The organism is Amycolatopsis sp. NPDC006125, assembly GCF_040614195.1.
GTDB classification, from domain to species: Bacteria; Actinomycetota; Actinomycetes; order Mycobacteriales; family Pseudonocardiaceae; genus Amycolatopsis_E; species Amycolatopsis_E tucumanensis.
In genome coordinates this window covers 1-12,813 of sequence record NZ_JBEXTZ010000100.1, presented here as the reverse complement: position 1 = coordinate 12,813, position 12,813 = coordinate 1, and the positions used below count along the sequence as shown (strand labels likewise).

Below are 12,813 nucleotides of genomic sequence, written 5' to 3'. Positions count from 1 at the left end.
TAGCCGACCACGCCGAAGCCTGATCTGAGGTCTACGGCGCCGTCGGCCCTCCTGCGTCGCCACCGATCGCGAACGTGCCCGTCAAGTGAGCGACCATCTCCTTCACTTCGAGCACGAGCTCGAGAACCGGGGTGCGCACGGTGCCCGAGACGAATTCCGACTCACATTTGTCACGCAGGACTGGCCACAGCAGCCTCGCCAGTTCGACCTTGTCCTCCCTGATGCCAAGCCGGCCGAGTGGCACCTTCACGTCATGGTGTTTCACGCGTGCCATTTGGATCTCGGCGCGAACATCCTGCTCCCAGGTCGCAGAACTCACGCGCGGATTTCCCTGACGTTCCGCGAGCCTGGTCACCGCGGGCAGCAGATCATCGTCGGCGAAGTTGGCGAGTTCGTACTTGTCGTCGCCCCAGACCCGGATACGAACCAGAAAATCCAGGTCAGCCTGGCTGATCTCGGCGTCCTGATACCGTACTTCTTCCCGGATGGCCTCCTGCAGATTCCGCCGGACTCTGTCCCGCTGGGCCGGCGTCGCGAAGTGGTTCTCCGGGTCCATCGCGATGAGCAAGGCGGTCGGTGACGCATCGAGGAGCCAGCGGTCTCCCAGCTTCCGGCCTACTCGGGGGGTCGCGCCGTAACGCGCGATGAGGTGTGCGTTGATCTTCGAGCTCTTGGCATGTTGGACCCGGACGTCCTGGTGGCTTGCGACACCGAACTCGGCGAGCAGCCGGGGGACGTGATATCGCTCGGTCTCACCTTCGAGCAGGAGGATGACCTTCGGATGCGGCGACAGTCCCAGCTCGGCCAGCGCTCGCTCAAGGGTCTGCGCCTCCTCGAAGCGTGGCGTGAGCCGGTCATGTTGGGGCGCGTGCCAGGACGCGCCTGTGAGGTCGGGTAGTGGCTCGACGACGCCTGCGGTAGCGAGCTCTTCGTGGGCCCGCAGGAGCACTTCGGCAGCGGTCCTGCGCCACATCGCGTCGAGTGGGTCACCGCGAAGCCTTGACCAACCCCGGTAACTCGCGTGACGCACCAGCGGCAGCCACTTGGCCAGCGGATCGTTCTGCGTCTGCATGAGCAGAAAGTCCGCCTCGGGCGCGAGGTCCGCCGGGTCGAAGCCCGCGGTACGAAGAAGCCCGGGGACGTCGGCGTCCGCGCGGTACACGCGGAGCCCTTTTTCGTCGACCCCGGCGGGGAGGTTGAGCCGACCCAGCACGCCCGGCAAGTAGGGGGTCGCCAGCGCGGCGAGGGCGAGCGTCATCCGCCGTTGCTGTGCGAGGCGTTGGCGCACGCCGGGAGGGACCTGCCGGCCCGACCGCACGAACTGGTAGTCGCTGACGGCGTCCCCGACGTGCAACGACTGCCAAGACGAGTACACGAACCCGTTCCACCACCCGCTGGACTGCTCGTCCGCCGGCCGCTTGAACGGCCGGGCTGCTGAACAGTCTTCCGCGCCATCGCGAAGGCGTCCATCAGCGGCCGCTTCGAAAGTCCACCTCGTGACGTTGATGTTCATGCTGGGGGACACCACGGGAATGCGGAGCTCCTCGATGGCGTCGTCGGCGACATGATAAAGCGGTTGCAGGAGCCGGTGGTGGTGAAAATCCTGCAGATCATCGAGGGTCAGGATGTGGCCGCGCTCTCGAGCCGCACGAAGAAACTCACCCGTCGTGAGCAGTCGATCCTGCGTGAAAACGTACGGGGTCGTGAGGAGTGGAAGAGTGCTCGCGGGTGAAGGGCAGCCGTTGTCATCCTCCGCTTCGGATGCCACGTGCACATCCTATCAACGGGAACGCCCTGTTCGTTGCGGCCCGGTTCGGTGCGGGGTGTCGGAAAGCCACCCCGCACCTCACCGTTCTACGGGCGGTTCTCCACGGCCTGTGCTCGCTCGGCTGCGCCGAAACCAACGCGTGTATGCGAGCCATCGCAAAATGGTTTGCGGGCCGAATGCCCACAGCGGCACAGGATCTGTGTCCGGCCTGGGCCGAGCTCGTACTCGTTGTTCTCGTGGTCGACGATGCGCACCGGCCCCTTGACCTGGTATGGACCGTTGTCCACCGTCTTGATGACGACGGGAGGCGTGGGTGCTTGCTCGGTCATGGGTAACGTCGCCGCCGTCGTCAGCCGACCACCGAGTAACCGATGTCGGCGATCGTCTTGCGGATGGCCTCGCTGTCGATCGGCTCGTCGCTGATGACGGTCAGTTCGCCGGTGGCGATGTCGACGTCCACGTCCGACACGCCGTCCACGGCCGTCACCGCGTTGGTGACCTTGTTGACGCAGCCGGAGCAGGTCATGCCCTGGACGGTGTAGACGCTTGTGCTCATCGGTTGTCCTCTCAGATCAGCTGTCTCGCGGTCGTTCACCCGCGCTCATCTCGACTATACGACCTACCCCCAAGGGGTATCAACCGCAGCCGTCACTGGTCTTGGCTCGGGGCGCGATCAGTGGTGGTACGCGTGAGCGACCGCGTGCCCCTTGCCCCGGCCGATCAGCCACTTGTTGACCGGCATGGTCACCAGGAAGGCGACCAGGAAGGCGAAGGCCAGTGCGCCCCAGAACAGGGCACTGTTCAGGCCTGCGTCCATGGCACCCGGAACGACGACCATCACCGCGTTGTCGATGATCTCCATCACGGTGATCGACACGGTGTCCGCTGCGAGAGCGACCTTGAGTGCCTGCTTGAATCCGACGCCGGCACGGAGAACACCGCGCATGCTGAGCGCGTAGCCGAAGAAGAAGGCCAGTGCCACGGCGAGGATGATCGTCGGCACGGCGTGCCAGCCCAGCGCGGTGCCGATCACCATGCCGAGGATCTCACCGATGGCGCAACCGGTGAGGCAGTGCAGTGTCGCGGAGGCCGCCATGCCCCAGGTGGCTTGGTGGTGACCGGCGTGATGCTCGTCACCGTGGTCGGCATGGCCGGCGTGACGTGCGTGCTGATCGCCGTGTCCGTGGCGCTCATGGTGGTCGTGATGCGACCCGTGCTCCATGGAGGTGTGGTCATGCTGCTGCGCTTCGGGCACTTCCAGGCCTTTCTGTCGGTTTTGTGTAGTTCTTATACGGGGTACCCGTACCGCGCAACCGGGTTTCGGCGCGGCCTGATCCCTTGATCGAGCTGGCCGCTCGGCGACCCGGAGTCAGGCCCTTGCGCTAGATACGGGTGGGGGGTATAAATGACCGCGCCAGGAGCTTAACGACCTACCCGTAAGGGGTATGCTTGAAGTGCTGACTGACTGGCATCGGAGATAGGGAGAGTTCACATGCGCGGCTACGCCGGGGACAAGGACAACCTGCTCAAGCGGCTGCGCCGCGTCGAGGGTCAGGTGCGCGGACTGCAGCGGATGGTCGAATCCGACGAGTACTGCATCGACATCCTGACTCAGATCTCGGCGGCGACCAAGGCGTTGCAGTCGGTGTCCCTCGGCCTGATGGACGAGCACCTCAAGCACTGCGTGGCCGAGGCGATCGCCGAGGGCGGCGACAAGGCCGACGAGAAGGTCCGCGAGGCCAGCGAGGCGATCGCCCGCCTGGTGCGTTCCTGAGCAACGACAACGATCAACAGGAGGAGAACTGATGTCCGAGGCTGTGTACACCGTTCGCGGAATGACCTGCGACCACTGCGTCCGGGCGGTGACCGAGGAGGTCAGCAAGATCGACGGGGTGACCGGCGTCGAGGTGGACCTGCCCACCGGCAAGGTCACCGTCGCCAGCAGTCAGGACCTCAACGTCGACGACGTGCGCGCCGCGGTCGACGAGGCCGGGTACGAGCTCACCGCCTGAGCGGCGCGAGCCCGAGCAAAGGATTGCCATGAACACTGCAGCGAAGCTCTCCGCCTACGGTGCGGCGCTCGTCCTGGTCGCCGGTGGCGCCTGGGCGACCGGCACCGCTGTCGGTCCCTTCGCCGGTCAGACCGCCTCCGGTGCGGCGACCGGAACACCCGGTGGCGAGGACGCCGGGCACGGGGACGCTCACAGCGGCACCGTCGCGGAGACCGCGCAAACCGACCAGCCCGGCGGGCTGGCGTCGTCCAGGGGCGGTTACACCCTCACGCCCACCACGACCACGCTCGCCCAGGGACCGAACCAGACCTTCTCCTTCACGATCACGGGGCGGGACGGAGCGCCGGTGACCGCCTACGACGTGGAACACGAGAAGCGCATGCACCTGATCGTCGTGCGCCGGGACACCTCCGGCTTCCAGCACGTGCACCCCGAGCTGGGCGCCGACGGCACCTGGACCGTGCCGCTCGACCTGCCCGCCGGAGGCAGCTACCGGGCCTACGCCGATTTCAAGCCCACCGCCGCCGAGGCGACGACGCTCGGAGTCGATCTCGCGGTCCCCGGTGATTTCCGGCCGGTGGCCTACCAGCCGGCCCGCGAGGCGGTTGTCGACGGCTACCAGGTTCGTCTCGATGGCGACCTGGTCCCGGGACGATCGTCGAAGGTGACGCTGACCGTCAGCAAGGACGGACTGTCGGTCACCGACCTGCAGCCCTACCTCGGCGCCTATGGGCACCTGGTGGCCCTGCGCGGTGGTGACCTGGCATACCTGCACGTGCACCCGGAAGGCACGCCGGGTGACGGGAAGACGGCGTCCGGGCCGTCCGTGACGTTCTTCGCCGAGGTGCCCTCGGCCGGGACCTACCGGCTGTTCCTGGACTTCCAGCACGGCGGCACCGTCCGCACAGCGGAGTTCACCGTCCCCACTGCGGGGACCCCCGCCCCGATCCAGCCCCAGGCCCCCGCCGCCGGCGAGGGCCACGGCGGTCACTGACCGAGGAAGGAGACCGTGATGACCTCGACCACCCAACCTCGGTCCGCCGCCGGCGGCGAAGTCGAACTGGCCATCGGCGGGATGACCTGCGCCTCCTGCGCGATGCGCATCGAGAAGAAGCTGAACAAGCTCGACGGCGTCACTGCGACGGTGAACTACGCGACGGAGAAGGCGAAGGTCACCTTCAGCGAGGGCGTCGAGCCTGAGCAGCTCATCGCGCAGGTGGAGGCCGCGGGCTACACCGCCGAACTGCCCAAGCCCCAGCGTGCCGAGGACTCCGGCGACGACACCGCGGAGCCGGAAGATCCCACCCGGTCGTTGCGGCAGCGGCTGATCGGCTCGGTCGTGTTGTCCGTGCCGGTGATCGCGCTGGCGATGATCCCGGCGCTGCAGTTCACGTACTGGCAGTGGATCTCGCTGACGCTGGCGGCGCCCGTCGTGCTGTGGGCGGCGTGGCCGTTCCACAAGGCGGCCTGGGCGAACCTGCGTCACGGCGCGGCCACCATGGACACGCTGATCTCGATCGGAACACTGGCGGCGTTCCTGTGGTCGCTGTACGCATTGCTGTTCGGCACCGCCGGAACTCCCGGCATGACTCACCCGTTCGAGCTGACCATCCAGCGGATGAGCGGCGACGGCAACATCTACCTCGAGGTCGCCGCGGGGGTGACCACGTTCATCCTCGCCGGACGGTACTTCGAGGCCCGGTCCAAGCGGCGGGCCGGTGCGGCGCTGCGCGCACTGCTGGAGCTCGGTGCGAAGGACGTCGCGGTGCTGCGGGACGGCAAGGAGACCCGGATCCCGGTCGACCAGCTCGCTGTCGGGGACCGGTTCGTGGTGCGGCCGGGCGAGAAGATCGCCACCGACGGCGTGATCGAGGACGGCAACTCGGCGGTCGACGCGAGCATGCTGACCGGCGAATCGGTGCCGGTCGAGGTCGGGCCCGGTGACGCCGTGGTCGGCGCGACGGTCAACGCCGGTGGCCGGCTGGTCGTGCGGGCCACGCGCGTCGGGTCGGATACTCAGCTGGCCCAGATGGCCAAGCTTGTGGAGGACGCGCAGACCGGCAAGGCGCAAGTGCAGCGGCTGGCCGACCGGGTGTCGGCGGTGTTCGTGCCGATCGTGATCGCGCTGGCCGTCGGCTCCCTCGCCTTCTGGCTCGGTGCTGGTGGTTCGGTCGCGGCCGCGTTCACCGCGGGTGTGGCGGTGCTGATCATCGCCTGCCCGTGTGCGCTCGGCCTGGCCACGCCGACCGCGTTGCTCGTCGGCACCGGCCGGGGCGCCCAAATGGGCATCCTGATCAAGGGACCGGAAGTACTGGAGTCCACCCGCCGGATCGACACCGTGGTGCTGGACAAGACCGGCACCGTCACCAGCGGCCGGATGTCCCTCGTGGGTATCCACGTCGCGGACGGCGTCGACGCCGACGAGGCGTTGCGGCTGGCCGGCGCGCTTGAGCACGCCTCGGAGCACCCCATCGCGAAGGCGATCGCCCAGGCTGCCCAGGACAAGCTCGGCACGCTGCCCGAGGTCGAGGGCTTCACCAACGTCGAAGGTCTCGGCGTGCAGGGCGTCGTCGAGGGCAAAGCGGTGCTGGCCGGGCGGACGGCTCTGCTGGCCGACTGGAGCCAGCACCTGCCGGACGAGCTGGCCGAGCTCAAGGCGGCCGCCGAAGCCGAGGGCAAGACCGCGGTGGCGGTCGGCTGGGACGGCCGGGCCCGCGCCGTGCTGGTGGTGGCCGACACCGTCAAGCCGACCTCGGCCGAGGCGATCTCCCAGCTGCGGGCGCTCGGCCTGACCCCGGTGCTGCTCACCGGTGACAACGAGGCGGTGGCCAAGGCCGTGGCCGCCGAGGTGGGCATTGACGAGGTCATCGCCGAGGTCCTGCCCGCCGACAAGGTCGACGTGGTCAAGCGGCTGCAGGGTGAGGGCAAGGTCGTCGCCATGGTCGGCGACGGCGTCAACGACGCGGCCGCGCTCGCCCAGGCCGACCTCGGCCTGGCGATGGGCACCGGCACGGATGTCGCCATCGAGGCCAGCGACCTGACGCTGGTGCGGGGCGACCTGCGTGCCGCGGCGGACGCGATCCGGTTGTCGCGGCGCACGCTGGGCACGATCAAGGGCAACCTGTTCTGGGCGTTCGGTTACAACGTCGCGGCCCTGCCGCTCGCCGCGGCCGGCCTGCTCAACCCGATGATCGCGGGTGCGGCCATGGCGTTCAGCTCGGTGTTCGTGGTGTCGAACAGCTTGCGCCTCCGCCGTTTCCGCAGCCTCAGCGGAACCGACGCCAAGGAGACCCAGCGGGTCGCCTGACGGGTTGGAACTGACGGAAGGGCGCCGCTACCACGTCGGTAGCGGCGCCCTTCACCGTTGTTGCGGAGTCAGCCCGGGTAGACGAAGCGCCTGCGGATGAGGTGGGTGTCGTCGGTCAGGGTTTCTTCGCTGATCCTGCCCTGCGCGTCGAGCGTGAGGGCGACGGTGGTGAAGGCGGCCGGGTAGCCCAGAGCGAGCCGGGTCGGCTGGCCGTCCTGCGAAAGGCGGGTCACGATCGGCGCGACCCCGGCGGCGTAAGGCTCCTGGGTGACGAAGAAGTCGCCGGACACGTCCAGTCGCTGGGGCTCGGGAAGCGGTCCGGTGGTGTCACTGGTCACGGTCTCGTAAACGCTGACACGGTCCGTGTCGCGCATGGCCTGAACAGTGCGCACGAGATCGGCGTCCCCCGGAACGGCCGGCCACGGCACGAGGAGGCTGACCGTCCCACCCCGCCACGTGTCCGCCTCCGCCCGGAGGCTGAGGACGTTGTCGCCCTCCTGCCACTCCACACCGGAGACGAAGCACCCGTCTCCGCATCCCCGGAACTCCAACGGCCGGCTGTGCCGCGGCGAAGCCGTGACGTGTCCGGCCACGGCAAAGCGCTGGACTGTCCGCGGGTCGTAGTAGTCGTCCCTGCGAGGGGCGGTCAGCCGCACCACCAGCTGTCCCTCGCTGGCGAATGCCGTCACGCCGACCTGGCCCGCGAGGGTGCTCAGCGGTACCACGGTCCCACCCGGTGCCGGCGGTGCGGCTTGCCGGTCGGTGGCGGGCGCTGTCGACACGAGGACCGCGCTGAGTCCGAGTGCTCCGACCAGCACGATGGCCTCGACCCGGGTCAGGATGCGAACCCGGTCGAGGGGCGCCTGCCGGCGCACGACGAGACGCGCGGACAGGGCCAGGCCGGCCGCGATCGCGACGAGCGCGAGCTTGATCAGCAGGACCTTGCCGTACGAGGTGGTCAGCAGCGCGGACACCGGCACCAACAGCAACCTGGACACGATTCCGGTCGCCACGACCCCCGCGAACACCCAGGCCGCGAGGCGAACATAGCCGGACAGCACCCACCACCTCACCGCTGGACGCTCCCGGCGCCACACGAGGGCGGCGCGGGCGACGTGCACCAGGGCGCCCACCCAGACGGCCACCGCGGCGAGGTGTATCCCAGTGAGCAGCGCACCCCAGCCCGGCGCGTTCACGTTCGCGTGCGAGCGCCACCCCTCGGCGGCCACCACGACCACCAACGGAACGACCGCAAGGAGCCGTCTGCGGCGAGACCGGCCGAAGGCGAGACCCGATGCGACGATCAGACCGAGGATCTCCGAAACCAGGAGTGGCCCGACCCGGCCCTGCCAGAGCGCCGCGGGCGAACCGGCGTCCGAAACGAGCAGGATCGCCAGCCCAGCCGCTCCGGCGGAACCGACGAGCGCACCGTGCGGCACCCACGAGCGCAAGCCAGGAAGCCGGCTGTTCTCGGCGAGTGCCGAGCCGGTGAGACGCTCGCCGACCACACCACCCAAGGCGAGGGCGAGGCCTGCGAACAACACCCACCGCAGAGCGGCCTCGCCCCAGGCCGTCGACTGACTCCCACTCGTGCCGGCCGCAACGACCGCGGTGCCGACGGCGAAGCGGAACTCGTCCCCGACCTGGTCGCCATCGGAGCCGGTGAACTGCCAGCGCACGCGGTAGGTGCCCGCGGGCAGAGTGCCGACCGTTGTCGTCACCGCGTCGAGGGGAAGCGATCGTCCCTCGCTGTCGATCAGAGTCAGGGCGCTCGGCCCCGCCGTACGGCTTCGTTGAACACGAGCGTGATCACCGGCGGTGACTCGGGTACCGCGCTGCCCGGCGCGGGGTCGGTGAACAGGATCGTGGGATGGGCGCTGGCCGGCGCCACACCGGCGAGCAGTGCGCCGGTCAGGAGCAGCAGGAGGACGGCAGCCCGGCGCAGCGCGGGGCTTCGGCGGTTCTCAGGGATCATGCGCGGCGCGGTGTCACCGCCCAACACGTCCTCCTGCTCGCCGAAGTCCCGACCTACTATCCCTCTGCGTAGATAGCAGGGTGCCGGGAGTCAACGACGGGTGCGGGCTCGTCCGACGATGTGCGCGTGCCGGGGGACCAGCCGCAACGGGGCGTAGAAGACCCGGTCGGCCTGCTCGATCTCGAAGCCGGCACGCCGGATCGACTCCGCGGTGTCCCGGTTGAGATGACATCCGCCGCCGGCCCGCGACCACACCGGTGTGACGAGGTCCTGCAACCGCCCGAGCACCGGGTTGGCCGACCGCACGTGCTCGAAGAACCGCAGTTCGCCGCCGGGCCGGAGCACGCGCCGGATTTCGGCGAGCGCTCCGGGAACGTCGGCGACCGAGCACAACACCAGCGACGCCACCGCGGCATCGAACGTGCTGTCCTCGGCCGGCAGGGCGCCGGCGTGCCCGGCCACCACCCGCACCGGTACCGGGGCTGTCGCGGCGGCCTGTTCGGCGAGCGCACGCAACCGGTGCTCCGGCTCCACTGCCACTACCTCGGACACGGTGTCCGGGTAGTGACCGAAGTTCAGTCCGTTGCCTGCACCTACCTCGACCACCCGGCCGGTGAGCCCCGACAACGTCTTCTTCCGGTATTCGTCGGTGCCACGTCGCTCGGCCTCGGCACTGATCCGCTCGTACATCCGCGCGAACCGCGGGTGCTGGAACCGCGACAGATCCGCCATCGACGTTCGTCCTCCTCACGCGTCCGTCCGCAGCCGGCGAAGTGTCCCTCGTCACGTACTAACCTACGCAGTAGATGCGGATGTGTCGATCAGTCTCCGGGATGCAGGCGAGCGGATTCCTGCGTGACGAGCCAGCGCCCGTCGGGCTGGCGTTGGAGCACGACGTAACTCGTCTGGGTGTTCCGAGCATCGCCCGTGATCGCCGACCACGTCGCCTGGTAGGCGACCGTCTGGCCGGTCTCGTCGGAGAACGCGGCCTCCAGCCGGTCCACCACGGCGGTGGTGGCCTGCCCGGCTGGTGGGGCGGTGACGACGACGAGGCCACGCGGGTTGGCCGGGTTGGTCGGCGCGAGGTACGGGAGGACCCGCCGGTTCGTGCGGTCGCGGTCGGTGTCGGTCAACGAATGCGCCGCGACCAGGTAGGCGCGAGCGACCTCCTCCGGCCGGGCGAAATCCAGGCCCGGCGGGATGGCGGCACGTGACTCTCCGGGTAGCTGGGGTGCCCCGGACGCGGCGCGCCGCGCGTCCGGCCCGATCGGTGCGGTCGGTGTCGTGGAACCGGTCGGCGGGAGCTCGCTCTCGCTGGGCGATTCGGCGTTCGAGCCGACCAGCCACAGGAGGCCGAAGCCGGCGGCGACTGCCGCCGCCGTGAGGATGCGTCGTGCGTCCCACATGGTTCGCCTCACTCATTCGGTGAAGCTGACGTGGATGTGGTCGTAGTGACCACCCGTCGGATCGGCCGTGTTGTACACGCCGCCCCCGGTGTAGCGCTCACCCCAGCCTCCTTGGTCTCCGGTCGTGGGGTCCCAGTACCTGCCTTGCCAGATCACGTACTTGACGCGCAGCGCCCCGGCATTGGCTCGCAGCCAAGCAGCCATGCGCCACCCGGCGGCGAGCGGTTCACCTCGGGGAAAGATCCCTGCCCGATCGGGGAACACGTCGCAGGCGCGACCCGAGGGATGGTCGCTCGTCGGGTTCCACGGCCGCTGCGCCCAGCAGCCCGCCGAGCGGACCTGCGGGCCGAAGGCCTTCTTCAGCTCCTGATAGGCATGGGCCGTGGCGGCGGTGACACAGCCCCTAGCGCTCGTGGGGTCGGGGAAGGTGCAGCCCGCCGGGCCGCCGGTGAACGACACTGCAGCGGGTAGTGCTCCGACCTCGATTCCGGCCGGCACGGCACCTGGCGGGCCGGACCCGGTCGGCGCCGCGGTCCACCGGCGTTCGTAGTTGTGGATGTTGTCCAGGTAGCGACGGATCAGCGATGCACACCGCTGGTCGCATCCGGCTTCGCCGGCCTCGGGAATCCCGCTGCGGCTGTTCACGACGCGGCTGCAGCCCGCGATGTGGCAGACGCTCATCGCGTCCATCGGGTCGATCGGTTTGCCGGCCTGGCGCAGGTGCAGCGTCATCGCCCGGAGGTTGCCGCACAGGAAATTGACACCCAGCGCCAGGTGGACGCTCGGATCGTAGATGTCGGATCCGGACGGAGGCGGCGTGCCGGCCCAGGCCTGACCGCCGAGACTGATCCAATTCGCTTCGTTGATCTGCAGCAGGCCGGCTGCGCCCCCATTGACGTCCTCGCTCCACGCCTCCGGATTCCACCCGGATTCGGCCGCGACCTCCGCCAGCACGCGCAGCACGCTGAGCTCGGCACACTGCTGGTCGACCACCGTGGCGACGAACGGCAACATGTCCTTGGCCAGGGGTGGCAGCATCGCGGTCGCCACCCCTGCCCTCGTGGGTGAGGGGGTGACTGGGGTCGGGCGAGCAGCCGTCATGACCGCGACGAACACCACGGGGGCAACCAGAACGGGAATACCGAGCAGGCACAGCACGAGCGCGATGTGCCGTGGACGCATCCACACTCCCGTCCGGATCCGGGTCGCTACTGAAGGCGACCAGCCGTTGGGATACTAGCCTCAATAGTAGACAAATCGGGAGGTTCGCCATCCGATCGGCGCAGTGAGACCCGGGGCGGTTGTTCTCTCTCACGATCAAGCGGCACGTGCTCGCGCGCACGCGGCCCGGCGGATCTGCTGCTGGTCCGCCGGGCCGCCCCGTTTCCATGCGCAGCGTCGATGACGCTGACGCGATACTACTATCAGTCCTAGTGGGTCGTCATCGTGGTGAGAGGAGAGATCGTTCGCCCTGCATGGATGGGCGAGCCGAGGATTCTCCCCAGCTCGCCCAACGGTGGAATCTTCAGGGTGTGCGACGGACAGCCGTCGGGGGTCAGAGGCTCGTCACCTCCTGCTTCGGCGCGGTCCGGGCGGTGCGGATCGTGGCCAGTGCGAGGAATCCGCCGAGGACGGCGAGTGTGGCGGCGCCCAGGAAGGCGGCGGAGAAGCCGTCGGTGAGGGCGGTCGGGTTGCCGAGTTCGCCGGCGCCGGAGGAGAGGGCGACCGCGGTCATCGCGGCCAGGCCGAGCGCCGAGCCGATCTGGTAGGCGGTGTTGACGATCCCGGAGGCGAGCCCGCCTTCCTCCGGCTTCGCGCTGGAGATCGCCATGCCCAGCGACGGGATGAACGCCAGTGCCTGGCCGAGGGCGGCCACCAGGGACGCGGGCAGCACGTCGATCACGAAGGATCCGGTCGGCCGTGCGAAGGACAGCCACACCAGGCCCGCGGCCAGTGCCCACAGTCCGGCCACGATCAGGCTCTTCGAGCCGAAGCGGGCGATCAGGCGCGGCGCCACGCCGACCATCAGGATCACGATCAGCAGCGTCATCGGCAGCAGCGCCGCGCCGCTGGCGAACGCGCCGTAGCCCAGGACCTGCTGCAGGTACAGGTTGAGGAAGTACCACATCGGGATCCACGCGGCGCCCAGCAGCAGCTGGGCCAGGTTCGCCGCGCCCAGGTTCGGCGTGCGGAAGATGCCCAGGCGCACCAGCGGAACCCGGCGGGACCGCTGGATCACCAGGAAGACCACCAGCAGCACGACCCCGCCGGCCAGCGCGCCGAGCGTCGCCGCCGATCCCCAGCCCTGCTCGGGAGCGCGCACGATGGCGAACACGGTGAGCGCG

At 69.2% G+C, this 12,813-nt stretch carries 14 protein-coding genes; 4 read left to right on the top strand and 10 right to left on the bottom strand.

Going from position 1 to position 12,813, the window contains the following annotated elements:
• Positions 1-31: 31 nt before the first annotated feature.
• From ABZ193_RS35315 to ABZ193_RS35300, 4 genes are all read right to left on the bottom strand, one after another.
• Positions 32-1,768 carry a hypothetical protein gene (locus tag ABZ193_RS35315; RefSeq protein WP_354712914.1) on the bottom strand — a complete coding sequence of 579 codons (1,737 nt, stop codon included), beginning with the start codon at positions 1,766-1,768 and terminating at the stop codon, positions 32-34.
• A gap of 86 nt (positions 1,769-1,854) precedes the next feature.
• Positions 1,855-2,097 (bottom strand): CDGSH iron-sulfur domain-containing protein, encoded by a 243-nt coding sequence (locus ABZ193_RS35310; RefSeq protein WP_354712913.1) that lies wholly within the window; start codon positions 2,095-2,097, stop codon positions 1,855-1,857.
• Between the two features lie 20 nt (positions 2,098-2,117).
• The gene (locus ABZ193_RS35305; RefSeq protein WP_354712912.1) at positions 2,118-2,324 is read right to left on the bottom strand and encodes a heavy metal-associated domain-containing protein; all 207 of its coding nucleotides are present in this window, start codon (positions 2,322-2,324) and stop codon (positions 2,118-2,120) included.
• A gap of 117 nt (positions 2,325-2,441) precedes the next feature.
• Positions 2,442-2,864, bottom strand: a complete 423-nt coding sequence (locus ABZ193_RS35300) for a DUF4396 domain-containing protein (RefSeq protein WP_354712932.1) — start codon at positions 2,862-2,864, stop codon at positions 2,442-2,444.
• Positions 2,865-3,260: 396 nt separating this feature from the next.
• On the opposite strand from ABZ193_RS35300, the gene ABZ193_RS35295 reads away from it, so the two are divergent.
• From ABZ193_RS35295 to ABZ193_RS35280, 4 genes are read left to right on the top strand one after another with little or no spacing between them, the layout of a single operon-like run.
• The gene (locus tag ABZ193_RS35295; protein ID WP_354712911.1) at positions 3,261-3,542 is read left to right on the top strand and encodes a metal-sensitive transcriptional regulator; all 282 of its coding nucleotides are present in this window, start codon (positions 3,261-3,263) and stop codon (positions 3,540-3,542) included.
• Positions 3,543-3,573: 31 nt separating this feature from the next.
• Positions 3,574-3,780, top strand: a complete 207-nt coding sequence (locus tag ABZ193_RS35290) for a heavy-metal-associated domain-containing protein (protein ID WP_354712910.1) — start codon at positions 3,574-3,576, stop codon at positions 3,778-3,780.
• Between the two features lie 28 nt (positions 3,781-3,808).
• Positions 3,809-4,774 (top strand): hypothetical protein, encoded by a 966-nt coding sequence (locus ABZ193_RS35285; RefSeq protein ID WP_354712909.1) that lies wholly within the window; start codon positions 3,809-3,811, stop codon positions 4,772-4,774.
• A gap of 18 nt (positions 4,775-4,792) precedes the next feature.
• Complete coding sequence (locus ABZ193_RS35280) at positions 4,793-7,087, top strand: heavy metal translocating P-type ATPase (protein WP_354712908.1); 2,295 nt, start codon at positions 4,793-4,795, stop codon at positions 7,085-7,087.
• Between the two features lie 68 nt (positions 7,088-7,155).
• Here ABZ193_RS35280 and ABZ193_RS35275 read toward each other — a convergent pair whose 3' ends face one another.
• The 6 genes from ABZ193_RS35275 to ABZ193_RS35250 all read right to left on the bottom strand — a co-directional run.
• Positions 7,156-8,808, bottom strand: a complete 1,653-nt coding sequence (locus tag ABZ193_RS35275) for a CopD family protein (RefSeq protein ID WP_354712907.1) — start codon at positions 8,806-8,808, stop codon at positions 7,156-7,158.
• Between the two features lie 41 nt (positions 8,809-8,849).
• The gene (locus ABZ193_RS35270) at positions 8,850-9,062 is read right to left on the bottom strand and encodes a hypothetical protein (protein ID WP_354712906.1); all 213 of its coding nucleotides are present in this window, start codon (positions 9,060-9,062) and stop codon (positions 8,850-8,852) included.
• A 90-nt stretch (positions 9,063-9,152) separates the two neighbouring features.
• Positions 9,153-9,794 (bottom strand): class I SAM-dependent methyltransferase, encoded by a 642-nt coding sequence (locus ABZ193_RS35265; RefSeq protein ID WP_354712905.1) that lies wholly within the window; start codon positions 9,792-9,794, stop codon positions 9,153-9,155.
• 89 nt (positions 9,795-9,883) lie between these two features.
• Positions 9,884-10,468 carry a hypothetical protein gene (locus ABZ193_RS35260; RefSeq protein WP_354712904.1) on the bottom strand — a complete coding sequence of 195 codons (585 nt, stop codon included), beginning with the start codon at positions 10,466-10,468 and terminating at the stop codon, positions 9,884-9,886.
• A gap of 12 nt (positions 10,469-10,480) precedes the next feature.
• A complete protein-coding gene (locus ABZ193_RS35255; protein WP_354712903.1) occupies positions 10,481-11,650 on the bottom strand; it encodes a transglycosylase SLT domain-containing protein in 1,170 nt (389 codons plus the stop codon).
• 373 nt (positions 11,651-12,023) lie between these two features.
• Positions 12,024-12,813, bottom strand: a 790-nt coding sequence (locus tag ABZ193_RS35250) for an MFS transporter (protein WP_354712902.1), incomplete at its 5' end; no start/stop codon positions are given.

What these genes read in the sequence shown, in the direction of transcription:
- ABZ193_RS35310 (WP_354712913.1), bottom strand. Translation starts at nt 2,097, where the DNA reads ATGACCGAGCAAGCACCCACGCCTCCCGTCGTCATCAAGACGGTGGAC.
- ABZ193_RS35305 (WP_354712912.1), bottom strand. Translation starts at nt 2,324, where the DNA reads ATGAGCACAAGCGTCTACACCGTCCAGGGCATGACCTGCTCCGGCTGC.
- ABZ193_RS35300 (WP_354712932.1), bottom strand. Translation starts at nt 2,864, where the DNA reads ATGGCGGCCTCCGCGACACTGCACTGCCTCACCGGTTGCGCCATCGGT.
- ABZ193_RS35295 (WP_354712911.1), top strand. Translation starts at nt 3,261, where the DNA reads ATGCGCGGCTACGCCGGGGACAAGGACAACCTGCTCAAGCGGCTGCGC.
- ABZ193_RS35290 (WP_354712910.1), top strand. Translation starts at nt 3,574, where the DNA reads ATGTCCGAGGCTGTGTACACCGTTCGCGGAATGACCTGCGACCACTGC.
- ABZ193_RS35285 (WP_354712909.1), top strand. Translation starts at nt 3,809, where the DNA reads ATGAACACTGCAGCGAAGCTCTCCGCCTACGGTGCGGCGCTCGTCCTG.
- ABZ193_RS35280 (WP_354712908.1), top strand. Translation starts at nt 4,793, where the DNA reads ATGACCTCGACCACCCAACCTCGGTCCGCCGCCGGCGGCGAAGTCGAA.
- ABZ193_RS35270 (WP_354712906.1), bottom strand. Translation starts at nt 9,062, where the DNA reads ATGATCCCTGAGAACCGCCGAAGCCCCGCGCTGCGCCGGGCTGCCGTC.
- ABZ193_RS35265 (WP_354712905.1), bottom strand. Translation starts at nt 9,794, where the DNA reads ATGGCGGATCTGTCGCGGTTCCAGCACCCGCGGTTCGCGCGGATGTAC.
- ABZ193_RS35260 (WP_354712904.1), bottom strand. Translation starts at nt 10,468, where the DNA reads ATGTGGGACGCACGACGCATCCTCACGGCGGCGGCAGTCGCCGCCGGC.
- ABZ193_RS35255 (WP_354712903.1), bottom strand. Translation starts at nt 11,650, where the DNA reads ATGCGTCCACGGCACATCGCGCTCGTGCTGTGCCTGCTCGGTATTCCC.